We start from the raw sequence: 21,779 nt of genomic DNA, 5'->3' as shown, positions 1-21,779 counted from the left end.
ACCGGACCCGATAGGGTGGGCCGCTACTGGCGGGCGGACTCGGGAAGCTTCAGCTCCGGCAGGTAAACCTTCCCGCCGGCGGCCAGGAACTCCTGGCTCTTCTCCCGCATCCCTTCGGCCATCTCGGCCAGCGCCGCCTGTGCTTCCGCGGAGCCGTATTCGTTGCGGATGTCCTGGCTGATGCGCATGGAGCAGAACTTGGGCCCGCACATGGAGCAGAAATGCGCGGTCTTGGCCGGTTCTGCCGGCAGCGTCTCGTCGTGGAAGGCCTCAGCGGTCACCGGGTCCAGGGACAGGGCGAACTGGTCCCGCCACCGGAATTCGAAGCGCGCCTTGGACAGGGCATCGTCCCTCTCATTCGCTCCCGGGTGGCCCTTGGCGAGGTCGGCGGCATGGGCGGCGATCTTGTACGTGATCACGCCCGTCTTGACGTCGTCCTTGTTCGGCAGGCCCAGGTGTTCCTTGGGCGTCACGTAGCAGAGCATGGCGGTGCCGTAGCGGGCGATTTCCGTGGCGCCGATGGCCGAGGTGATGTGGTCGTAGCCTGGTGCCACGTCCGTGACGAGCGGGCCCAGGGTGTAGAACGGAGCGCCCTTGCACAGCTCCTGCTGGCGCTCAACGTTCTCCCGCACGAGGTGGAACGGGATATGGCCGGGACCTTCGACCATGACCTGCACGTCGTATTCCCAGGCCCGCTGGGTCAGCTCGGCCAGCGTGTCGAGCTCGGCGAACTGGGCGGCGTCGTTGGCGTCCGCGGTGGCGCCGGGGCGCAGGCCGTCTCCGAGGGAGAAGGCGACGTCGTACTTCGCGAAGATCTCGCACAGCTCGTCAAAGTGCGTGTACAGGAAGTTCTCCTGGTGGTGCGCCAGGCACCAGCCCGCCATGATCGAGCCGCCGCGGGACACGATGCCGGTCACCCGGTTGGCCGTCAGGGGGACGTAGCGCAGCAGGACCCCGGCGTGGATGGTCATATAGTCCACACCCTGCTCGCACTGCTCGATCACGGTGTCACGGAAAATCTCCCAGGTGAGGGCGTTCGCCTCACCGTTGACCTTCTCCAGCGCCTGGTAGATGGGAACCGTGCCGATGGGGACGGGCGAGTTGCGGATCAGCCACTCGCGGGTGGTGTGGATGTCATCGCCGGTGGAGAGATCCATGACGGTGTCCGCACCCCACTGGGTGGCCCACTGCAGCTTGTCCACCTCTTCGGCAATGGAACTTGTCACGGCCGAGTTGCCGATGTTGGCGTTGATCTTCACCAGGAATGACTTGCCGATGATCATGGGCTCGGACTCGGGGTGGTTGATGTTGTTCGGGATGATGGCGCGCCCGGCCGCCAGTTCGCTGCGGACCAGCTCAACGTCGCAGTTCTCCCGGAGTGCCACGAACCGCATCTCGGGGGTGATGATGCCCTGCCGGGCATAGTGCATCTGCGTGACCGTCTTTCCGCCGACGGCGCGGCGCGGCACCGGCTGCGCGCCCTTCCACTCCGCGGACGCGGCGCCGCGGCGCACGGCCGACCGGCCGTCGTCGAGCAGGTTCCGTTCCCTGCCGCTGTAGGGCTCAGTGTCGCCGCGGGCTTCAATCCATTCCGCGCGGAACGGCGCGAGGCCCACCACGGGATCGCTGCCGGGTCCGGCTGTCCGGTACACCCGCAACGGCTCGTTCTGCTCCCCGCTGGGTGACGGCTCCAGGGCAATTTCCGTGACCGGAACGCGGAGGCCGTCGCCCTCGATGTACGCCAGCGAATGCGACTTCAGGGACTGGGTGATATCCGCACCGGATGCTGCTTCCTTTTGGCCAGCTTCTATTTGGGCAGGGATCAGCTCTGTTTTCTGGGTACTCATGTACTGCTCACTTCCTTCGCCGGCATTACCCGGACAGGTTCAACGGTCGCAGGCCGCGCTAGCCCGATCTCAGCCCCTGCAGGGGCACCCGTGTGGTCGTAGACGAAGCTACCACAGGGCGGCTGGCCGGTGCCCGTCCACGCCTGATATGACAGGCTGGATCCATGGCGCGCATCATCGAATTCTCCGGCACAGTGCTCACCGGCCCGGACCAGGACCGGACCGGTCTGTGGGCCGTGGACGGCAAACTGACCTTTCAGCGTCCGGGCCGCATTCCTGACGTGATCCTCGACGGCTGGGTGCTGCCCGGCTTCGTTGACGCGCATTGCCACATCGGGCTGGGGCCAACCGGCGCCGTGGACGACGACGTGGCCTACGCCCAGGCGATGACCGACCGCGATGCCGGCACCCTGCTTGTGCGGGACGCGGGAGTGGTCAGTGACACCCGCTGGCTGCAGCGGCGCCCTGAAGCGCCGAAGATCATCCGTGCCGGACGGCACATTGCCCGGAGCCGACGGTACCTGAGGAACTTCGCCGTCGAGGTTGAGCCGGAGGACCTGGTGGAGGCAGTCCGGAAGCAGGCGCGTTCCGGGGACGGCTGGATCAAGCTGGTGGGGGACTGGATCGACCGAGACGCCGGCGACCTTGCGCCCTCGTTCCCGGACGAGGCTGTCCGGGACGCGGTCAGCGCGGCGCATGATGAGGGCGCAAGGGTCACGGCACACTGCTTCGGCGAGGACGTCCTCGACCAGATGCTGGATGCGGGCATCGACTGCATTGAACACGCAACGGGGCTCCTGCCGCGGCACATCCCGCGGTTCGTGGAGCAGAACGTGCCGATCGTGCCGACACTGGTCAACATAGCGACGTTCCCGGACATCGCCGCCCGGGCCGAGTCCAAGTTTCCCCGCTACGCGGCCCATATGAGGGCGCTGTGGGAGCGCCGGAACGAGCGCGTCCGGGACGCGTACGAGGCCGGAGTGGAGATTTTTGCGGGCACTGATGCGGGCAGCGTGATCGGGCACGGCCGGATTGCGGACGAGATCCTGGCCCTCCACGGTGCGGGGCTCCCCGCCGCGGCCGCCTTGGATGCTGCCTGCTGGAGGGCCCGCCGGTGGCTGCGTGCGGACGGCCTGGACGAGGGCGCGAGCGCCGATGTTGTGGTGTGTGCGGAGGACCCGCGGGAAGTGCCGGAAACCATAGGGCAGCTCCGGGCAGTGGTGCTGCGGGGAAGTGTCGTCCGCTGGGAATAAATTGAAGCTTCAAGTAATTTAGATAGGTAGAGACCATCGAAATCCGGTGGCCAGGGAGTCGGGAGCATTCACATGACACCAGCAGCCAGCAGCCAGGATCTTCTTCCTGCCGATCTCACCATGGGCACCGTCATGCTCAAGGTCGGCGACATGAAGCTTATGACCGACTACTACCAGCGGGCGCTCGGCCTCAATGTCGTAGCCGAACAGGATGGCGGCCTCTACCTTGGGCGGCTCAGCACGCCCCTGGTCCATCTGGCTCCCGCCCCCGGACTGACCATTCCGGGACGCGGCGAAGCCGGCCTCTTCCACACCGCGCTCCTCTTCGATGACCAGGCAGCCCTGGCCGCCACCGTCGCCACCGCCGCCCAGTATGAGCCCCGGTCGTTCACAGGCAGCGCCGACCACCTCGTCAGTGAGGCCTTCTACTTCAGCGACCCTGAGGGGAACGGCATCGAGCTCTACTGGGACCGCCCCCGCGAGGCGTGGTCCTGGGACGGCAAGAATGTGGTCATGGACAGCCTCGCCCTGCCGCCGCAGAAGTACCTGCAGGACCACCTGACCGAGGACGCGCTGGAGGGCCAGCGCGGCACGGAAGCCGGCGTGGGGCACGTGCACCTGCAGGTGGGTGACGTCCAGTCTGCCCATGACTTCTACGTCGGGACCCTGGGATTCGAAAAGACCGCGGGCTGGCACGGGCAGGCCCTGTTCGTCTCGGCCGGTGGCTACCACCACCACATGGCCATGAACGTCTGGAACAGCCGCGGCGCCGGACCGCGCCGGGACACACTCGGGCTGGGCGAAGTCCTCATCGAAGTCCCGGCAGGGGACGACGTCGGCGCGCTCGCCGACCGCCTGAAGGCCGCCGGCGTTGCTGCCCACCACACGGGGGCGGAGCTGCGCTTCGAGGACCCGTGGCGCAACCGGATCCGCGTCGCCGTACGCTGAGCCTGTTCGCGATTCGGGGCGGGCCTGTGGGTTAGGCTGAACTCGAACATCCCCGCCGGCCTTCACCGCCGCCGGGTTCCCGCTATCGACGGAACGAGGACGAATTCCATGGGTTTCACCGAAATCTTTGTTGCCACGCACAGTGAAGCCCTCAAGCGCGCCGCTGACCTCGAGTCGGGCGCAGCCGCCGCGGCCGGCGTCCGCATCCCGGGGATCAGCGACTTTGAAATCGAACAGCTCGGAGACCTCGCCGGAGCGGCCGTCCATGCGGCAGGCGCCGATTACGAACTGGCCATGGTGGACGTGGCCAGCGACTCGCTGCTCGGTGTGCCGCCGGCCATGGTCCGGGCGCTGGCGGAGCTGGTCAGCTACGAATCGGAGGGCGAGGGCAACGTCCTCGACGATGTTGCCGAGCGGTGGGCCGCCGAGGACGACATGCCGTTTGGGGCCGCCGAGGCGCGGAAATACGTCCAGCAGCTGGCCGAACTTGCCGAAAGCGTCGACGAGAACAGCCGCACGGGCCTCTACGTCTGGTCCTCCTGACCTGCCGATTCAGGCCCCCGCCCCTGTCAAGTCGAAATCGGGCCGCTGATCTGGCACAATAAACAGGTACTCGATCTGCGTGGCCCCTCTCTCCGCGTCTGGATCCTGTCCTTTCGAACCCCAAGTATGGCCCGCCCCACGGGTGCAGAAACGCGGGTTCAGCCCGTTTCAGAAACAGGAGTGACCACTAAAGTGGCCGTAAAGATTCGCCTTAAGCGCTTCGGCAAGATGCGCGCACCGTACTACCGCATCGTCGTCATGGACGCACGCTCCAAGCGTGACGGACGTGCCATCGAAGAGATCGGCAAGTACCACCCCACCGAGGAGCCCTCATACATCGAGGTCGACTCGGACCGTGCCCAGTACTGGCTCGGCGTCGGCGCACAGCCGTCCGAGCAGGTTGCCGCGATCCTCAAGGTCACCGGCGACTGGCAGAAGTTCAAGGGCCTCCCGGGCCAGGAAGGCACCTTGAAGACCAAGGTTGCCAAGGAAGCCTTCGTTGCCCCGGAAAAGGGTTCCGTGATCATCCCGGAAGCCATCACCAAGAAGGCCAAGGCAGAAGCTCCCGCCGAGGCTGAAGCAGAGACCACCGAGGCTGAGTAAGTTGCTGGCAGAAGCGCTCGAACACCTTGTCCGCGGAATCGTTGACTCCCCTGAGGATGTCAAGGTCAGCACGAAGAGCAACCGCCGCGGGGATACCCTCGAGGTGCGCGTTCACCAGGAAGACCTGGGACGGGTAATCGGACGCCAGGGCCGCACCGCGCGCGCATTGCGCACTGTAGTGGCTGCGCTGGCAGATGGCGAGCAGGTCAGGGTCGACGTCGTCGATACCGACCGCCGCCGGTAACGCGCCTGCAACACTTGCCTTAAAGTCCGGCCCCTCCACCAGCAACGGTGGAGGGGCCGGACTGCTTTCACCGCCCGCCCGCCGGCCGGGCACGGCACAGCGCCGACTTTCAGAAACGCACTCCCTTTCAGAAACACTCCGGAACAGAGGATTACATGCAGCTTCAGGTGGCACGAATCGGCAAACCCCACGGAATCCGCGGCGAGGTCACAGTCCAGGTGCTCACCGACGCCCCCGAGGACCGGTTTGTCCCCGGAACCGAATTCGTGGTGGAACCGGCGTCGGCGGGCCCCCTGACCGTGCACAGTGCCCGCTGGAACAAGGACATCCTGCTCCTCGCCTTCGAGGAAATTGACACGCGCAACGAGGCCGAGACGCTCCGCGGCGCCAAGCTGTTCATCGAAACTGAGGGACTCGACGAGGACGAGGACGAGGGCTGGTACGAACACGAGCTCGTCGGCCTCGAAGCCCGTGTGGGTTCCCAGGTGGTGGGCAAGATCTCTGCCCTGAACACGATGCCCGTGCAGGATCTGCTCGTCGTGGAGACGCCGGACGGGAAGGAAATCCTGATCCCGTTCGTGGAGCAGATCGTCCCGGAGGTCAACGTCGAGGAGGGCTACGTCCTGGTGACTCCGCCGGCCGGGCTGTTCGAGATCAACACCGAAGACGGCGGCGAGCAGGGCACGGGCGACAGCGGCGAACCTGAGCCGGGGGCCAAAGCCTAGATGAGAATCGACGTCGTCAGTATTTTTCCCGAGTACCTGGCACCGCTGGATCTGTCGCTGATCGGCAAGGCGCGCCAGGACGGTCTGCTGGACCTGAACGTCCACGACCTCCGCAGCTTCACCACGGACCGCCACCGGACGGTGGACGATACCCCGTACGGCGGCGGCGCCGGCATGGTCATGAAGGCGGAGCCGTGGGCGCAGGCCTTGGCGTCGGTGGCGGACGCGCGTCCCGCGGACGCGGGTAAGCCGGTGCTGATCGTGCCGTCGCCGGCAGGGGAGCGGTTCAACCAGGCGCTGGCCTACGAGCTTGCCGAGGAGGACCATCTGGTCTTCGCCTGCGGCCGCTATGAAGGCATCGACGAGCGGGTCATCGAATGGGCGGCGGAGCACTTCACGGTGCGTCCGGTGAGCCTCGGCGACTATGTGCTCAACGGCGGCGAAGTTGCCGTCCTGGCCATGGTGGAGGCCATCGGCAGGCTGCTGCCGGGTGTGGTGGGCAACCCCGAGTCCCTGGTGGAGGAGTCGCACTCGGACGGCCTGCTCGAGTACCCCGTCTACACCAAGCCTTCCATCTGGCGGGAACGGGAAGTTCCGGCGGTCCTGCTCAGCGGCAACCACGGAAAAATCGCGCAGTGGCGCCGCCATGAGCAGTACCGGCGGACGGCTGAACGCCGCCCGGACCTGCTGGAGGCGTTCGACGCCGGGAATCTTCCCCGCGCGGACCGCACCGCTCTCGCGGACCTGGGGTACGACGTCGTCGACGGTCACCTGAAGCGGCGGCCGGACGCCTAAGCAGTTCCCGCGCCGCTGCTTCCCAGCGGCACGACGTGTTCCAAAATTATCCAATTCTTTCCATATGGGGCATAATTAACCCTTGTGTCTGCTGGGCCCGCACCTGCCACAGGGGGAGCGCAGCCAACAGCAGGACACCCCGGTACGGCCAATCAGTGGCGGTACCGGACAACAACACTTCGGCGGCAATTCCCGGGCGTTTGTCCAGGCTTGGTCGCCGTGACCCAAAGTGAATGACCTGTGGCGTTCACCAGGAGTGGATCAATGCATATCCTCGATTCCGTAGATGCAGCCTCGCTGCGCACCGATGTTCCTGAGTTCCGCGCGGGTGACACCCTCAAGGTTCACGTGAACATCATCGAAGGCAAGAACTCCCGCGTCCAGGTGTTCCAGGGCTTCGTCCTGGGCCGCCAGGGTGACGGTATTCGCGAGACCTTCACCGTCCGCAAGGTTTCCTTCGGTGTCGGCGTAGAGCGTACCTTCCCGGTGCACTCCCCGATCATCGAAAAGATCGAGCTCGTCACCAAGGGTGACGTGCGCCGCGCCAAGCTTTACTACATGCGTGCACTGCGCGGTAAGGCTGCGAAGATCAAGGAAAAGCGCGACTTCAGCACCGCCAAGTAAGTCTTTCGGACTTTCACGGCGGGTCCCCGACCCGTGTCCGGCCAGCGCCGGAGCCATCCGCAACAGCGCCACAGGATACGGATCATGGACCACACGAAACGCCAGCCAGGGAAACCGGGCTGGCGTTTCGTGTTTCTGGCCTTCGCCCTGGCCGTCCTTGTCAGCGGACTGGTCCGTTCACTGTGGCTGGATGTGTACTTCATTCCCTCGGCGTCCATGGAACCGCTGTTCAGTGCGGGCGACAGGATCCTGGTGTCCCGCACCGATTTTCAGTCCGAGCCGATCCGCCGCGGCGACGTCGTGGTGTTTGACGGCCGCGGTTCCTTCGCGCCGCTGCACTCCGGCGCGGGCCCGCTGCCGGAGGCGGTGGCCGCCGCCGGTAGCTGGCTGGGCCTCACGGGCAGCGACACCACCTACGTGAAACGCGTCATCGGGCTGCCTGGCGACAGCGTTGTCTGCTGTGACGTCCAGCACCGGCTCACAGTAAACGGCCAGCCGGTCGTGGAACCCTATATCCAGGCAGGAGACGCGCCCAGCGACCAGAAGTTCAGCGTGTCCGTGCCGGCTGGACGCCTCTGGCTGATGGGGGACCACCGCTCCGTATCGGCCGACTCCCGCAGCCTGCTGGGCGCGCCCGGCGGGGGCATGGTGCGCATGGACAAGGTAATCGGCCGGCCGGTACAGATCATCTGGCCGCTTGATAGATTTGCCTCAGTGGCACGGCCGCCACAGGTGGCCACTACAACGACTAAGGACGGACAGTAAATGCCGGAGAACGATCCCGGGACTTCCGAGCCGCAGCAGGCCGCTGCCAGGCAGGGAAGGCATGTTTTGGGTGAGCCCGTTCCGGCTGCGCCTGCCGGCCGTCGCGTGAAGGAGCCCGTCCCGCAGCGCAACCCGTTCCTGCTGTGGCTGAAGGAGATCGCCACGGTGGTGGTCATCGCCGTCGTTCTCTCCTTCCTCATCAAAACATTCCTGTTCCGCGCGTTCTACATCCCGTCGGAGTCGATGGTCAGCACGCTGGACATCAACGACCGCATCTTCGTCAACCTGCTGGTCCCGGAGCCGTTCGCCCTGGAGCGGGGCGACGTGGTGGTGTTCAGGGACACCAAGGGATGGCTGCCGCCGTCGCCGCAGAAAGTGGACGGCCCCTTCACCTGGGTCGAGGACGGCCTGACCTTCGTCGGGCTGCTTCCGGACAACTCAGAGCAGCATCTGGTGAAACGCGTCATCGGCCTGCCCGGCGACCGCGTGTCCTGCTGCAGCGCCGACGGTAAAGTGACCGTCAACGGGGTCCCGCTGAATGAAAAGTACGTCAACCCTGCCGAGGTGCCGCTGGTGCGCGACTTCGACGTCGTGGTGCCGGCAGGCAAGGTCTGGGTCATGGGGGACAACCGCAACCATTCCGCCGACTCCCGGGCCCACATGGATTCCAACGGCGGTTTCATTGACCTGGTCGACGTGGAGGGCAAAGCCGCCGTCATCGCCTGGCCGCTGAACCGCTGGGCGGCGCTGGACAACTATCCGGACGTCTTCAAGAGTGTCCCCTCGGAAGGCTAGAGATGTCCGTTGCACCCACCCTTGATTACGAGAAGCGCTTCCTTCCCCGGGGAGCGCGGTTCCTGGCCGGCGTCGATGAAGTGGGCCGCGGTGCCCTGGCCGGCCCCGTCAGTGTGGGCATTGCTGTCGTGGACCTGCGGAGGATGGAACTGCTGGCGGATGTCCGGGACAGCAAGCTGCTGAAGCCCGCTGACCGCGAACGGCTGGACCCTCTGGTCAGGGCCTGGAGCGTGGCCTCAGCAGTTGGCCACGCCACCGCCCGGGAAATCGACGAGCTGGGCATCATGGCGGCGCTGAGGGCGGCCGGCAACCGCGCCTGGTTGGAAATCCTCGGCGACGGAATCACGCCGGATGTGGTGCTGCTGGACGGCAGCCACAACTGGCTGTCGCCCGCCGCCCAACCGTCGCTGTTTGACGAGGTGGTGGTCGATCCGGGCTGCGAAGCGCCGGTGCACACGCTGGTCAAGGCGGACATGCAGTGCCTGAGCGTCGCCGCGGCGAGTGTTCTGGCCAAGGTGGAACGGGACCGCACCATGCAGGTGCTGCACGGTGAATACCCCGCCTTCGGCTGGGACGTCAACAAGGGGTATGGCACGGCGGCCCACCGGGAAGCCATCCGGGTCTCCGGCCCCAGCCCCTATCACCGCGTCAGCTGGAACCTGCTGTCCGAATAGGCTGCCGCTGGTCCCGCTGCGCCTGTTCCGTGTGCGCAGGGGCCCGCCGCATGGTGCAAGATGGAACCATGAGTGCCGAGGATCTTGAAAACTACGAAACCGACATGGAGCTTCAGCTCTACCGTGAATACCGCGATGTCGTCGGGCTGTTCAGCTACGTGGTTGAGACCGAGCGCCGCTTCTACCTCGCCAACCACGTGGACCTGCAGGCGCGCAGCGCCGACGGCGAGGTCTACTTCGACCTCACCCTCCAGGACGCCTGGGTCTGGGACGTGTACCGGTCCGCCCGGTTTGTGAAGAGCGTCCGCGTCATAACGTTCAAGGACGTCAACGTCGAGGAGCTCCCGCGCAACGAGGAGCTTGCCCTGCCCAAGGACTCCGACCTGGGCAACTGATCGACTCCTCCTCCACAGCGGTCCGTTCGGCCGGTTTTCCCACATAGGGCGATAGGCGTCTGTCGGCGCCGACACTGCCCCCGCAGTCTGGTTGCGGAGGTAGAAAATGAAAGCCAAAGACCTGCTGGGCCGGCGCGGGGAAGAGCTCGCGGCGGAATACTTGGAATCGCTGGGCATGCTCATCGTGGAGCGCAACTGGCGCTGCCCTGAAGGCGAGATCGACATTGTTGCGCTCGACGGCGACACCCTCGTCATCGCCGAGGTGAAAACGCGCCGGTCCCTCGCTTACGGGCACCCCTTCGAAGCGGTGGGCACGGACAAGCTTGCACGGTTGCACCGGCTGGGATCCGCCTGGTGCCGCGACCACGAGCTCCGGATGCCGCTGCGCCGCGTGGACGTGATTGCGGTGCTGGACGACGGCGTGTGCGAGCCCACCGTTGAGCACCTGCCGGGGGTGGGGTAAATGGCCTTGGGAAGAACCTACTCCGTGGCCCTGGTGGGGCTAAACGGCTACATCGTGGAGGTCGAGGCCGACATCGGCCAGACATTGCCCGCCTTCGTGATCCTGGGGCTGCCTGACGCTTCTCTCAATGAGGCGAAGGAACGGATCCGTTCCGCCGCGCAGAACTCCGGGATCCCGCTGAGCCGGCGGAAAATCACGGCCAACCTCATCCCTGCGTCCTTGCCCAAACGGGGCTCGGGCTTCGACCTTGCCATCTCCATGGCGGCACTGTGTGCGGCCGATGACATCAGGACAACGGGCCGTACGGTGTTTATCGCCGAGCTCGGCCTGGACGGGCGGCTGCGGCCCGTCCGCGGTGTCCTCCCTGCCGTGATGGCTGCCGTCCAGGCGGGCTATCCGGACGTCGTGGTGGCACAGGCGAACGCCGCCGAAGCCGCATTGGTGCCCGGCGCACGGGTCCAGGGCTACAGAACCCTCGCCCGGCTCGCTTTCGATTTCGGCGCGGACCCCCAGGACCTCGCCCTTGATTTCGAACCGCAGGATGAGGAAGCGGGCGAAGAAACGGACGCCATGCCCGGGGCGGCCCCGGACATGTGCGATGTCGCCGGCCAGGGAGAAGCACGCAAGGCCCTGGAAGTTGCCGCAGCAGGGGCCCACCATCTGCTCCTCACAGGACCGCCGGGTGCGGGAAAGACCATGTTGGCCGAACGGCTCCCAGGGCTGTTGCCCGATCTGGGTGACACCGCTGCCATGGAGGTGACAGCGATCCATTCGCTGTGTGCGCTGCCGTCGTCCGCGCTGCAGCTGGTGCGGCGCCCGCCCTTCGAGAACCCACACCATACGGCGACGTCCGCCGCCATCATCGGCGGCGGCACGGGACTGCCGCGGCCCGGCGCCGCATCGCGCGCCCACCGCGGAATTTTGTTCCTCGACGAAGCTCCCGAATACGAACGGGGAGTGCTCGATGCACTCCGGCAGCCGCTGGAGAGCGGAGAACTGGTGATTCACAGATCCGCGGGCACGGCAGCCTACCCTGCCCGTTTCCAACTGGTCCTTGCGGCGAACCCGTGTCCCTGCGGGAAGGCATCGGGCAAGGGCATCGAATGCATGTGCACCCCGATGATGCGCCGCCGGTATTTGGCGCGGATGTCCGGGCCGCTGCTTGACCGGGTCGACATCCAGCTGCAGGTCGAGCGGGTTTCACTGGCAGACTTCGGCCAGTCCGGCGGCGAGGAAGACACAGCGACAGTCGCCGGCCGGGTCGGGGCGGCCAGGCGCCGCCAGCTGCAGCGCCTTGGCCCTGCGGGCATGGAAACCAACTCGCAGGTTCCCGGAAGGATTCTGCGCGGGGAGTTCAGGCTCCCGCCGGCCACCACGCGCATCCTGGACCAGTCGCTCGCACGGGGCGTGCTCACAGCCCGCGGCTACGACCGCGTCCTGCGCCTGGCCTGGACCCTGGCAGACCTTGCCGGCCGGGAACGCCCGGACCTCAATGACATCGGACAGGCCCTGAGCCTCCGGCAGGCTGCTTCGGCCGCCGCGTGAAAGGGAGCGACATGCAGAACGAGAGACTCGCGCGGGCCGCCCTGTCCCGGCTCATGGAGCCTCAGGACTCGGCAGGACTGGCTCTGGTGCAGGTGGCGGGGGCTCTGGACGCGCTTGGCATTGCCACCGGGCAGTTGAGCTATGGCCCTGCGCTGGAACAGGAACTCACGGGCGTACTGGCGGAACACAGTTCGGCGGCCTCCTGGGCAGGACTGGGTGCAGCGCTTAGACGCTGGGCGCCAAGGGTCCCGGACCTCGCCCCCGAACGGGACTTGGCCACCATGCACCGCCTCGGCGGCCGGGTGATCATGCCGGGAGACGATCTGTGGCCCCGCCAGCTCGGCGATCTCGGCATCCAGGAACCGATCTGCCTGTGGTGGCGTGGAGTCGAGCAGGAGCTTCCCGCTGCGCCGAAGTCGATTGCCCTGGTCGGTTCCCGTGACAGCACGAGCTATGGGGCGGCAGTGACCGGCGACCTCGCATACTCCCTGGCGCAGCGGGGCTTCACGGTGGTTTCGGGAGGCGCCTACGGAATCGATGCGCATGCCCACCGGGCCGCCTTGGCCGGCAGCTCGGAATCGATGCCGACAATCGCCGTAATGGCAGGGGGAGTTGACCGTTTCTATCCCTCGGGGAATGAGGACCTGCTGCGGGCCGTCGCGAACCAGGGCGCAGTCCTCGCCGAGGTGCCGCCAGGATCTGCGCCCACACGCTACCGCTTTCTGCAGCGCAACAGGATCATCGCGGCTCTGGCGTCGGTCACGGTTGTTGTCGAGGCCAGATGGCGGTCCGGAGCGCTGAATACGGCGCACCATGCGGAGTCCCTGGGCAGGGCTGTGGGCGCAGTGCCTGGATCCGTCCACAGCGCCAACTCGGCCGGATGCCACCGGCTCCTGCGTGACGGCGGCGCGGTATGCGTGACGGATGCCGGCGAGGTTGCCGAGCTCGCCGCGCCCAGCGGCGACTTCATGCCTGATCCACGGGGCGGAAGTGCCGTCCACGACGGACTCACACTGGAGGACCTGATCCTGCTGGATGCCCTGCCGCTGCGGTCCACCAGTTCCTTGGAAAAACTCTGCACCGTGGCCGGACTTGGCCCCGAGTCCGTGCGGGCCGGGCTCGGACGGCTGGGGCTCCTGGGACTCGCAGAAATCCACAACGGCGGCTGGAAGCGGTCCAAGCATGCCGGCTGAGGGGTGTACGTGGCGGCAGGCCGGGGAAACGCCACACCGCGGCTCGCCGCGGGGATCCTTGACCGCACGCCGATTGCTGGGAAAGTGAGAGCGTGGAGAAAGTGGAACTGCCGCCGGCGCTGGCCGAGGCGGTCAGCAGCTTCGGCCGGTACCTGACCGGCGAGCGGGCCCGCTCGGAGCACACCGTACGCGCCTACCTCTCCGATGTCGGAAGCCTGCTGGAATATGCCGCAGGGGAGGGAATCCGCGAGCTCGAAGAGATTGAGCTCGGGACCCTTAGGCGCTGGCTGGGCGCACAGAGTGACGCCGGCATCTCCCGCTCCACCTTGGCCCGCCGGTCGGCCACTGCCCGGACCTTCACCGCCTGGGCGCTCCGGGAGGAGCTGATTGACACGGATCCGGCCCTGCGCCTGAAGGCGCCGAAGGTTGAAGGCTCGCTGCCCGGCGTACTGCAGCAACAGCAACTCACCCGGCTGCTCACCGAACTCAACGAGGCGGCGCAGGACGGGGCGCCGATGGCGCTGCGGGACAGGGCCATGGTCGAACTACTCTATGCCACCGGTCTGCGCGTCGGGGAACTGGCCGGTCTCGACATCGACGACCTCGACCCCGACCGCAGAACCCTCCGTGTCCTCGGCAAGGGCAACAAGGAACGGACCGTTCCCTACGGACTGCCGGCCGCGCTCGCCGTCGACGATTGGCTGCGCCGCGGCCGCCCCAAGCTCGCGTCGGCAGGCAGCGGGCCTGCACTGTTCCTGGGGGTGCGGGGCCGCCGCGTGGACCAGCGCCAGGTGCGGAGCGTCGTCAACGGCCTCTTCGAAGCGTTGGGGGACACCGCCGCCACCGGTCCCCATGCGCTGCGCCACTCGGCGGCCACGCACTTGCTTGACGGAGGGGCCGACCTTCGCGCGGTCCAGGAGATCCTGGGGCACAGCAGCCTTGCCACCACCCAGATCTACACCCACGTCTCGGTGGACCGCCTCCGCAAGAGCTACCAGCAGGCCCACCCGAGGGCGTAAGGCCCAGCCTTCCCCGGCGAGCCCTGACGGCGCGCCGAATCCCACTGGCGTAATTACGCTGCGTACGGCACAATAAGAGCCAAGTCCGGCAACTTTCAAGTTGTGCTTTAAGCCTTTGGTCATCTTGCAAGCCCGGCAACAGTTTCATAGATTGGCAGGAGTTCGAGGCACCACGCGGCGCCGGAGCACCAGATATCCATCCATGCAGGTCGTTGGGGAAGACGTACCTACAGCTATGGAGGATGGAATGTCTGTTGTAATGACCCGCGGTGTGCTCTTCATTCACTCGGCGCCTACCGCACTGTGCCCTCATGTCGAGTGGGCCATCGGATCTGTCGTGGACAAGCGGACAGATCTTGAATGGACCCCTCAGCCTGCCGCGCCCGGAATGTTCCGTTCGGAGCTCTCCTGGACCGGCGTGCAGGGGACAGGTGCGCAGCTGGCGTCTGCCCTCCGGGGCTGGGCACACTTGCGCTTCGAGGTGACAGAGGAACCCAGCCAGGGCGTGGACGGCGGCCGCTGGTCCCACACGCCCGAGCTGGGAATTTTCCATGCCGTGACAGATGTCCACGGGAACATCATGGTCTCCGAGGACCGCATCCGCTACGCCTATGAGTCCGGTGCCGGCGATCCGTCCGCCGTCTACCACGAGCTCTCCCTCGCGCTCGGCGAGGCCTGGGACGAGGAGCTGGAGCCTTTCCGGCACGCGGCCGAGGGAGCACCCGTCCGCTGGCTGCACCAAGTGGGCTGACACGCCGATCCCCATAGCAACGAAAGAAGCCCCCGCCAACCGGCGGGGGCTTCTTCGCTATGCATCAACAATCACACGCTGCGGATGGCGATGACGGCGTTGTGGCCGCCAAAGCCGAACGAGTTGCTCAGTGCCACGATGTCTCCGGCGGGCAGGTCGCGGGCGGAGGTGACGACGTCGAGCGGGATCTCCGGATCCTGGTTCTCAAGGTTGATCGTCAGGGGGGCCTTGCGCTCGTGCACGGCCAGCACGGTGAGGACAGCTTCCACGGCGCCGGAAGCGCCCAGCAGGTGGCCCATCTGCGACTTGGTGGCGGACACGGCCACGTTGTCGACCTGACCGCCCAGGGCGGCTTTCAGCGCGGTGTATTCCGGCTTATCGCCCACGGGCGTCGACGTTGCGTGCGCGTTGACGTGGACGACGTCCTCGGCCTGGATGCGGCCGTCAAACATGGCTGCCTTGAGCGCGCGGGTGGCGCCCAGGCCTTGCGGGTCCGGAGCCGTGATGTGGTAGGCGTCAGCCGTCACTGACGTGCCAGCCAGTTCGCCGTAGATTCGGGCACCGCGGGCAAGCGCGTGCTCCTCGGCCTCGAGGACGAGGGCGCCGGCACCTTCACCCATGACGAAGCCGTCGCGACCGAGGTCGTAGGGCCGGGAGGCGCCTTCGGGATCGTCGTTGCGGCGGGAGAGAGCCTGCATCGAGGCGAACGCGGCCAGCGGCATCGGGTGGATGGCGGCCTCGGCGCCGCCGCACATCACGACGTCGGCCTTGCCGGAGCGGATCAGGTCCAGGCCCAGGTGCATGGCTTCGGTGCCGGAGGCGCAGGCGGAAACGGGCGTGTGGGCGCCTGCCCGGGCGCCGAGGTCAAGGCTGACCGCGGCGGCCACACCGTTCGGCATGAGCATGGGGACCGTCATGGGCAGGACCCGGCGGGGGCCCTTCTCCTTCAGGGTGTCCCAGGCGTCCAGGAGGGTCCAGACGCCGCCGATGCCGGTGGCAAAGGCCACGGCCAGGCGGTCCGGATCGAATTCCGTGATGCCGGAGTCAGCCCAGGCCTCGCGGGACGCGATGACGCCGAACTGGGTCGAGGGGTCCATGCGCTTGGCTTCAACGCGGCTCAGGACGTCAAGGGCCGGCGTGGAGCACCGGGCGGCGAAGTGAACGGGAAGCTCGTACTTGGCGACCCAGTCGTCCTCCAGCGTGCGGGCGCCGGAAACCCCCTTCAGCGCGTTCTGCCACATTGTGGGTACGTCGCCGCCGATGGGCGTGGTGGCACCCAGACCGGTAATGACTACTTTGCGTGTCATGGGATCACTCTCTGTCGGTGCGCGAGCCTGTCCCGTGCTTCGTGGCCGGACGGCCTGCATCGGTGGCGTGCGAGGGGGAGTTCAAAAATCTGTGGTGGTGCATCGGCTGGCCGGCCACAGCAGTGGAATGCGGGCCGGCCAGCCGGGTTTCAGCCGCTATGCGGCTGGGGCCTGCTTAGGCCTGGGCGTTGGAGATGAAGTCGACGGCGTCGCCGACGGTCTTGAGGTTCTTGACCTCTTCGTCGGGGATGCGCACGCCGAACTTCTCCTCGGCGTTAACGACGATGGTCATCATGGAGATGGAGTCGATGTCCAGGTCCTCGGTGAAGGACTTGTCCATCTCGACAGCCTCGGGGGCCAGACCGGTCTCTTCGTTGACGATTTCAGCCAGTCCGGCCAGGATCTCTTCGTTGCTAGCCATTGGTGGCTCCTTTTCTTGTTATTGCCGGCATGGGCTGCCGGAAACGGGGCAAACCGCGGTTGCGGTTTGGTGGGGATTCCTACGGAAGGACTACAACCTGGGCGCCGAAAACCAAGCCCGCGCCGAAACCGATCTGCAGCGCGAGGCCGCCGCTCAGCGCGGGGTGTTCCTGCAGCAGCCGGTGCGTGGCAAGCGGGATGGACGCCGCCGATGTGTTGCCGGCCTCCGCGATGTCGCGCGCAACCGTGACAGTTTCGGGCAGCTTCAGCTTCTTGACCATTTCGTCGATAATGCGCATGTTGGCCTGGTGGGGAATGAACGCCACGAGGTCCTCGGCCTGGACGCCTGCGGCATCGAGGGCCTGCTGTGCCACCTTCGCCATTTCCCAGACGGCCCAGCGGAAGACGGTCTGGCCGTCCTGGCGCAGGGTGGGCCAGATGGCGGCGTCGGTGACGGACGCTTCTTCCGCGCTGAGGGGGCTGCCTTGCGGTGAACCCGCGTGGACGAGTGACCCGGAGTGCGCCGCGGAGTACTCGCGAACATCGAGCAGGGAGTGGGTCATGCCGATCGCATCCCACTTGCTGCCGTCGGAACCCCAGACGGACGGGCCGATGCCCGGCGTCTCCGACGGGCCGATGACCACGGCGCCGGCGCCATCACCCAGCAGGAACGAGATGGTGCGTTCGCTGTTGTCGATCACGTCGGACAGTTTCTCGGCCCCGACGACCAGCACGTACTCGGCGGTGCCGGAGCGGACCAGTGCATCGCCCTGGGCAATGCCGTAGCAGTAGCCTGCGCAGGCGGCCGAGATGTCGAATGCGGGTGCGGGCGTTGCGCCGAGCCGGTCGGCAAGGCTTGCGGCCGCCGACGGCGTGGCGTAGGGGTGCGTCACGGTAGACACAATGACGGCTCCGAGCTGGGAGGCCTCGATGCCTGCCTTTGAGAGGGCTTCGCGCGCGGCGCCTTCCGCCATGTCAATCACGCTGACGTCGGCGGGGGCCCGGTGGCGGGTGATGATGCCCGTGCGCTGCCGGATCCATTCGTCGGAGGAGTCAATCCACTGGCAGACGTCCTCGTTCGTCACCACCACGTCGGGGCGGTAGGCTCCGACGCCGAGGATCCGGGTGTGTTCGTTGATCGGTGCCTGCTTTAGCGTGGGAACACTCATGCCTGCCCCTCCAGTTCTGCGAACAATGCAAGGGCTGCGGACAGGTCTTCCGGCGTCTTCACTGCCACGGTCTTGACGCCGGGCATCCCGCGCTTGGCCAGGCCCGCCAGCGTGCCGGCGGGTGCCAATTCAATGACGCCGGTGACCCCGCGCTGCACGAGTGATTCCATGCAGAGGTCCCAGCGGACGGGACGGGACACCTGGGCGATCAGGCTGTCGACGGCGGCAGCGCCGTCCGTGACTTCCCGGCCGTCGAAGTTGGACAGCAGGGGAACAGCCGGCGCCTGGGGCTGCAGCTCCGGGCGCAGGGCTTCGAGGGCGCTCACGGCGGGTGCCATGTGTGAGGTGTGGAAAGCCCCGGCCACCTTGAGCGGAATCACCCGGGCCTTTGCCGGGGGGTTCTCCGCCAGGGCCTTGAGCTGTTCAAAGGTGCCGGCGGCGACGGTCTGGCCCGCACCGTTCACGTTGGCAGGCGTGGCACCGGCGGCCTCGATGGCGGCCAGCACCTCGGCGGGGTCGCCGCCAACTACGGCGCTCATGCCGGTGGGCGTGACGGCAGCGGCCGCGGCCATGCTGTTGGCACGTTCGCGGACGAAGGTCATCGCTTCTTTTTCCGTAAGCACCCCGGCCAGTGCAGAGGCCGTGATCTCGCCCACCGAGTGTCCGGCCAGGATGACCGGAAGGGTGCTGAGTTCGACGTCGAACAGTGACTTTGCCGCCACGAGTCCGGCAGCGACGATGAGGGGCTGCGCAACGGCGGTGTCCTTGATGCTCTCCTCATCCGAGGTTGTCCCATGCGCAGTGAGGTCAATGCCTGCGATTTCGCTGAGGGAGGCCAGATGGCCTGCTACGGAAGGCAGCTCCAGCCAAGGGGCCAAGAAACCGGGGGTCTGTGAGCCCTGTCCAGGGCAGACGATTGCAAGCACGTAACCAGCTTTCCAAATTACCGCGTGAACCAAGGGTGTTTGCGTACACCAAGCTCACTGGGTCAGTTTGTAGGAAGTCTACAACGGTTCAGCTCTGGTTCCGCCCAGGCTGGCGTTCTACGGCGGCCTTCGGCGGGGTGGAAAGCCGCCCCACTACCAGGGCGGCCTGCAGCACGAAGGCCTCCCGCGGGAGCAGCGGATCCCAGCCTGTGACGTCACAAACCCGCTTGAGCCGGTAACGGACGGTATTGGCGTGGACGAAAAGTTCCCGGGCGGTTGCCTCCAGCGAATGCCCCAGTTCCAGGTAGGTGCCCAGTGTTTCCACAAGCCCGTTGGACGCGGCCAGAAGGGGCCGGTAGATGTTTTTGACGAGTGACCGGCGCGCCGCATCGTCCCCGGAGATCACCCGCTCGGGAAGCAGGTCGTCGGCCGCTACCGGCCGCGGTGCGGACGGCCACGCCCGCGCGGCGGTGAGCCCTGCGAAGGCCGACTGGGCAGAGCCGCTGGCCTCCAGCAGGGAACTCGCCTCTGCGCCGTACACCACGGGCCCTGGCGCGAACATTTCACTCAGTTTGAGGTATGCCGTTTCGCGGTCATGGACGCCGCCGAGGATCAGGATGAGACGGTCGCCCTGGATCCCGACGAGGGCGTCCTCCGCGTACCGGCCGGCGGTGCGGCGCAGTTCGCTGACGTAGCTGGCGCTGGGTTCCGACGGCGAATTTCCCACCATCACCGTGAATCTCTCCTGGGCTTTCCAGCCGAGGGCGGCGATTCTGGACCGCAGGGCGTCGGTGTTTTCACCGCGCAGGATGGCGTCCACGATCAGGGCCTCCAGCCGGGTGTCCCACGAGCCCCGCGATTCGGCGGCCCTCGCATAGACGTCCGCGGCAGCAAAAGCCACCTCGCGTGAATACCTCAACACTGCTTCGCGCAGTGACGGCTGGTCCGCCTCCGGTGCGATCACGGGCACCTGCTCCTCAACCACTTCAACGACTATCCGGATCAGCTGGAGGGCCTTTTGGAGGCTGATGGAGCGCGTGAGTTCCGTGGGGGCCGTACCGAAAACATCGGTGAGGATCCACGAGGGGGAGCTGGGGCGCTCGTACCAGGTCACGAACGCGGCGATTCCGTTTTGGGCCACAAGCCCCAGCGCCGAGCGCTCATCAGAACTGAGGCGCGTATACCAGGGCAGGGACTTTTCCAGCTGGCGCATGGTGGTGGTGGACAACTGGCCAACACTCGCCCTGAGCTTCTTCAGGGTCTCTGACTTCTCCGGTGTGATGCTGCGCGACACCGGTTTACGCTTTTCGGGGGCGGGGGTTGGCTGGGGCATGCATCGAGCATACGGTGCCTAACCTGCAAGCTCCATTTTGTGCAAAGGCTACAACTGCGGTTGCGCTGCATCACAACGCCGCAAGAGCACCCAACGACGACGGCGGCCCCCACCTTTCGGTGAGGGCCGCCGCCGTGCGTGTGGCGGTCGAGTCAGGACTCGCCGCCCGCGTTGCCGGTGGTGCCGGCGTTGACGTTGTGCAGTCGGTACTTCTCGATTGCCTGCGCAGGTGCCTGGGCGTCAACCTCACCGCGGCGGGCCAGCATCTCCAGCGAACGGACCACGATGGAGTGGGTGTCGTTCTTGAAGAAGCGGCGTGCTGCGGCGCGGGTGTCGGAGAAGCCGAAGCCGTCGGCGCCGAGGGAGGCGAACTCGTTCGGGATGAACTGGCGGATCTGGTCCGGGACGGCCTTCATGTAGTCCGAGACGGCAACCACCGGGCCGGTGGCGCCGGCGAGCTGCTGCGTAACGAACGGCACCCGGGCGGTCTGGCCGGGGTTCAGGAACGCCTCTTCCTCGGCGGCCATGCCGTCGCGGCGCAGTTCGTTCCAGGAGGTCACGGACCAGACATCGGCGGAGACCCCCCAGTCTTCGGCCAGGATCCGCTGGGCTTCGATCGCCCAGGGAACCGAGACGCCGGAGGCAAGGATTTGCGTGCGCGGGCCGTCAATCTTGGCCGGTGCCAGCAGGTAGATGCCCTTGATGACGCCTTCAACGTCCAGCTCATCCGGCTCTGCGGGCTGGGTGATGGGTTCGTTGTAGACGGTGATGTAGTACATCAGGTTCCGGTCCGTTGAGTCCGGACCGTACATGCGCTCCAGACCGTCGCGGACGATGTGGCCCATCTCGTAGCCGTAGGCGGGGTCGTAGGTGACCACTGCCGGGTTGGTGGCGGCGAGGATGGGGGAGTGGCCGTCGGCGTGCTGGAGTCCTTCGCCGGTGAGGGTGGTCCGGCCTGCGGTGGCGCCGATGATGAAGCCGCGGGTCATTTGGTCCGCGGCGGCCCAGAAGGCGTCGCCGGTGCGCTGGAAGCCGAACATGGAGTAGAACACGTAGATCGGGACCAGGGGCACGCCGTGGGTGGCGTAGGCGGTGCCGGCGGCGGTGAAGGCTGCCACGGCGCCGGCTTCGTTGATGCCGGGGTGGATCAGCTGGCCCTGCGCGGATTCCTTGTAGGCCAGGACGAGGTCCCGGTCCACGGAGAGGTAGTTCTGGCCCTTGGGGTTGTAGATCTTCGCCGTGGGGAAGAACGCGTCCATGCCGAACGTGCGGGCCTCATCGGGGATGATCGGCGCGATGTGCTTGCCGAAGTTCTTGTCCCGCATCAGGTCCTTGAGCAGCCGGACAAAGGCCATGGTGGTCGCAGCCTGCTGCTTGCCCGAACCGCGCTTGGCGACCTCGTAGGTCTTCGGGTCCGGCAGGGTGATGTCGGAGTGCTTGGA

24 protein-coding genes and 1 riboswitch are annotated in these 21,779 nt (G+C 66.6%); of the genes, 17 read left to right on the top strand and 7 right to left on the bottom strand.

The window, feature by feature from the left end; all coding sequences use genetic code 11:
• Positions 1-23: 23 nt before the first annotated feature.
• Positions 24-1,847 (bottom strand): phosphomethylpyrimidine synthase ThiC, encoded by a 1,824-nt coding sequence (gene thiC, locus ACIP90_RS20425; protein ID WP_400581542.1) that lies wholly within the window; start codon positions 1,845-1,847, stop codon positions 24-26.
• Positions 1,842-1,949, bottom strand: a riboswitch (TPP riboswitch). Its footprint overlaps the gene before it by 6 nt.
• A gap of 62 nt (positions 1,950-2,011) precedes the next feature.
• On the opposite strand from thiC, the gene ACIP90_RS20420 reads away from it, so the two are divergent.
• The 17 genes from ACIP90_RS20420 (at position 2,012) to ACIP90_RS20340 (ending at position 15,182) form a co-directional block, all read left to right on the top strand.
• Positions 2,012-3,100: an amidohydrolase family protein gene (locus ACIP90_RS20420; RefSeq protein WP_400581541.1), complete on the top strand. Its 1,089-nt coding sequence runs from the start codon at positions 2,012-2,014 to the stop codon at positions 3,098-3,100.
• A gap of 72 nt (positions 3,101-3,172) precedes the next feature.
• Positions 3,173-4,048, top strand: coding sequence for a VOC family protein (locus ACIP90_RS20415; RefSeq protein WP_400581540.1), 876 nt, complete (start codon positions 3,173-3,175; stop codon positions 4,046-4,048).
• A 108-nt stretch (positions 4,049-4,156) separates the two neighbouring features.
• Entirely contained in the window at positions 4,157-4,591 is a 435-nt protein-coding gene (locus tag ACIP90_RS20410) for a hypothetical protein (RefSeq protein WP_400581539.1), read from the top strand.
• Positions 4,592-4,783: 192 nt separating this feature from the next.
• Positions 4,784-5,194: a 30S ribosomal protein S16 gene (rpsP, locus tag ACIP90_RS20405; protein WP_056632653.1), complete on the top strand. Its 411-nt coding sequence runs from the start codon at positions 4,784-4,786 to the stop codon at positions 5,192-5,194.
• 1 nt (position 5,195) lies between these two features.
• Entirely contained in the window at positions 5,196-5,438 is a 243-nt protein-coding gene (locus tag ACIP90_RS20400) for an RNA-binding protein (protein WP_400581538.1), read from the top strand.
• Positions 5,439-5,593: 155 nt separating this feature from the next.
• Positions 5,594-6,163, top strand: a complete 570-nt coding sequence (rimM, locus tag ACIP90_RS20395) for a ribosome maturation factor RimM (RefSeq protein ID WP_400581537.1) — start codon at positions 5,594-5,596, stop codon at positions 6,161-6,163.
• A complete protein-coding gene (trmD, locus tag ACIP90_RS20390; RefSeq protein ID WP_400581536.1) occupies positions 6,164-6,958 on the top strand; it encodes a tRNA (guanosine(37)-N1)-methyltransferase TrmD in 795 nt (264 codons plus the stop codon). It begins immediately after the preceding gene.
• Positions 6,959-7,222: 264 nt separating this feature from the next.
• Positions 7,223-7,582: a 50S ribosomal protein L19 gene (gene rplS, locus ACIP90_RS20385; protein ID WP_003806064.1), complete on the top strand. Its 360-nt coding sequence runs from the start codon at positions 7,223-7,225 to the stop codon at positions 7,580-7,582.
• Positions 7,583-7,666: 84 nt separating this feature from the next.
• Positions 7,667-8,347, top strand: coding sequence for a signal peptidase I (gene lepB, locus ACIP90_RS20380; protein WP_400581535.1), 681 nt, complete (start codon positions 7,667-7,669; stop codon positions 8,345-8,347).
• Entirely contained in the window at positions 8,348-9,142 is a 795-nt protein-coding gene (gene lepB / locus ACIP90_RS20375) for a signal peptidase I (protein WP_400581534.1), read from the top strand. It begins immediately after the preceding gene.
• A 2-nt stretch (positions 9,143-9,144) separates the two neighbouring features.
• Complete coding sequence (locus tag ACIP90_RS20370) at positions 9,145-9,816, top strand: ribonuclease HII (protein WP_400581533.1); 672 nt, start codon at positions 9,145-9,147, stop codon at positions 9,814-9,816.
• Positions 9,817-9,884: 68 nt separating this feature from the next.
• Complete coding sequence (locus ACIP90_RS20365) at positions 9,885-10,211, top strand: DUF2469 domain-containing protein (protein WP_400581532.1); 327 nt, start codon at positions 9,885-9,887, stop codon at positions 10,209-10,211.
• 106 nt (positions 10,212-10,317) lie between these two features.
• Positions 10,318-10,674, top strand: coding sequence for a YraN family protein (locus ACIP90_RS20360; RefSeq protein WP_400581531.1), 357 nt, complete (start codon positions 10,318-10,320; stop codon positions 10,672-10,674).
• Entirely contained in the window at positions 10,675-12,219 is a 1,545-nt protein-coding gene (locus ACIP90_RS20355; protein WP_400581530.1) for a YifB family Mg chelatase-like AAA ATPase, read from the top strand. It abuts the gene before it with no gap.
• Between the two features lie 11 nt (positions 12,220-12,230).
• A complete protein-coding gene (dprA, locus tag ACIP90_RS20350) occupies positions 12,231-13,412 on the top strand; it encodes a DNA-processing protein DprA (protein ID WP_400581529.1) in 1,182 nt (393 codons plus the stop codon).
• A gap of 92 nt (positions 13,413-13,504) precedes the next feature.
• On the top strand, positions 13,505-14,431 hold the full coding sequence (locus ACIP90_RS20345; protein ID WP_400581528.1) for a tyrosine recombinase XerC: 927 nt from the start codon (positions 13,505-13,507) through the stop codon (positions 14,429-14,431).
• A gap of 247 nt (positions 14,432-14,678) precedes the next feature.
• On the top strand, positions 14,679-15,182 hold the full coding sequence (locus ACIP90_RS20340) for a DUF3145 domain-containing protein (protein ID WP_215054028.1): 504 nt from the start codon (positions 14,679-14,681) through the stop codon (positions 15,180-15,182).
• Between the two features lie 71 nt (positions 15,183-15,253).
• On the opposite strand, the gene ACIP90_RS20335 is transcribed toward ACIP90_RS20340, so the two are convergent.
• The 6 genes from ACIP90_RS20335 to ACIP90_RS20310 all read right to left on the bottom strand — a co-directional run.
• Positions 15,254-16,489, bottom strand: coding sequence for a beta-ketoacyl-[acyl-carrier-protein] synthase family protein (locus ACIP90_RS20335; protein ID WP_400581527.1), 1,236 nt, complete (start codon positions 16,487-16,489; stop codon positions 15,254-15,256).
• Positions 16,490-16,664: 175 nt separating this feature from the next.
• Positions 16,665-16,910 carry an acyl carrier protein gene (locus tag ACIP90_RS20330; protein ID WP_400581526.1) on the bottom strand — a complete coding sequence of 82 codons (246 nt, stop codon included), beginning with the start codon at positions 16,908-16,910 and terminating at the stop codon, positions 16,665-16,667.
• A gap of 79 nt (positions 16,911-16,989) precedes the next feature.
• Complete coding sequence (locus ACIP90_RS20325) at positions 16,990-18,078, bottom strand: beta-ketoacyl-ACP synthase III (protein ID WP_400581525.1); 1,089 nt, start codon at positions 18,076-18,078, stop codon at positions 16,990-16,992.
• On the bottom strand, positions 18,075-19,004 hold the full coding sequence (locus ACIP90_RS20320) for an ACP S-malonyltransferase (RefSeq protein WP_400581524.1): 930 nt from the start codon (positions 19,002-19,004) through the stop codon (positions 18,075-18,077). Before ACIP90_RS20320 ends, ACIP90_RS20325 begins: the two co-directional genes overlap by 4 nt.
• Positions 19,005-19,092: 88 nt before the next feature.
• A complete protein-coding gene (locus ACIP90_RS20315; RefSeq protein WP_400581523.1) occupies positions 19,093-20,337 on the bottom strand; it encodes a PucR family transcriptional regulator in 1,245 nt (414 codons plus the stop codon).
• 152 nt (positions 20,338-20,489) lie between these two features.
• Positions 20,490-21,779, bottom strand: a 1,290-nt coding sequence (locus tag ACIP90_RS20310; protein ID WP_400581522.1) for a transketolase-like TK C-terminal-containing protein, incomplete at its 5' end; no start/stop codon positions are given.

It is taken from the genome of Arthrobacter sp. NPDC093139, assembly GCF_044754165.1.
Classification (GTDB): Bacteria; Actinomycetota; Actinomycetes; order Actinomycetales; family Micrococcaceae; genus Arthrobacter.
The sequence above is the reverse complement of the archived record's forward strand: the minus strand, read 5'-3'. Positions and strand labels throughout refer to the sequence as shown.

Coding starts and splice junctions, on each gene's coding strand:
- ACIP90_RS20410 (WP_400581539.1), top strand. CDS start 4,157: ATGGGTTTCACCGAAATCTTTGTTGCCACGCACAGTGAAGCCCTCAAG.
- ACIP90_RS20355 (WP_400581530.1), top strand. CDS start 10,675: ATGGCCTTGGGAAGAACCTACTCCGTGGCCCTGGTGGGGCTAAACGGC.
- ACIP90_RS20330 (WP_400581526.1), bottom strand. CDS start 16,910: ATGGCTAGCAACGAAGAGATCCTGGCCGGACTGGCTGAAATCGTCAAC.
- ACIP90_RS20325 (WP_400581525.1), bottom strand. CDS start 18,078: ATGAGTGTTCCCACGCTAAAGCAGGCACCGATCAACGAACACACCCGG.
- ACIP90_RS20360 (WP_400581531.1), top strand. CDS start 10,318: ATGAAAGCCAAAGACCTGCTGGGCCGGCGCGGGGAAGAGCTCGCGGCG.
- trmD (WP_400581536.1), top strand. CDS start 6,164: ATGAGAATCGACGTCGTCAGTATTTTTCCCGAGTACCTGGCACCGCTG.
- rplS (WP_003806064.1), top strand. CDS start 7,223: ATGCATATCCTCGATTCCGTAGATGCAGCCTCGCTGCGCACCGATGTT.
- ACIP90_RS20340 (WP_215054028.1), top strand. CDS start 14,679: ATGTCTGTTGTAATGACCCGCGGTGTGCTCTTCATTCACTCGGCGCCT.
- ACIP90_RS20370 (WP_400581533.1), top strand. CDS start 9,145: ATGTCCGTTGCACCCACCCTTGATTACGAGAAGCGCTTCCTTCCCCGG.
- lepB (WP_400581534.1), top strand. CDS start 8,348: ATGCCGGAGAACGATCCCGGGACTTCCGAGCCGCAGCAGGCCGCTGCC.
- thiC (WP_400581542.1), bottom strand. CDS start 1,847: ATGAGTACCCAGAAAACAGAGCTGATCCCTGCCCAAATAGAAGCTGGC.
- lepB (WP_400581535.1), top strand. CDS start 7,667: ATGGACCACACGAAACGCCAGCCAGGGAAACCGGGCTGGCGTTTCGTG.
- ACIP90_RS20365 (WP_400581532.1), top strand. CDS start 9,885: ATGAGTGCCGAGGATCTTGAAAACTACGAAACCGACATGGAGCTTCAG.
- rimM (WP_400581537.1), top strand. CDS start 5,594: ATGCAGCTTCAGGTGGCACGAATCGGCAAACCCCACGGAATCCGCGGC.
- ACIP90_RS20420 (WP_400581541.1), top strand. CDS start 2,012: ATGGCGCGCATCATCGAATTCTCCGGCACAGTGCTCACCGGCCCGGAC.
- dprA (WP_400581529.1), top strand. CDS start 12,231: ATGCAGAACGAGAGACTCGCGCGGGCCGCCCTGTCCCGGCTCATGGAG.
- ACIP90_RS20335 (WP_400581527.1), bottom strand. CDS start 16,489: ATGACACGCAAAGTAGTCATTACCGGTCTGGGTGCCACCACGCCCATC.
- ACIP90_RS20315 (WP_400581523.1), bottom strand. CDS start 20,337: ATGCCCCAGCCAACCCCCGCCCCCGAAAAGCGTAAACCGGTGTCGCGC.
- ACIP90_RS20415 (WP_400581540.1), top strand. CDS start 3,173: ATGACACCAGCAGCCAGCAGCCAGGATCTTCTTCCTGCCGATCTCACC.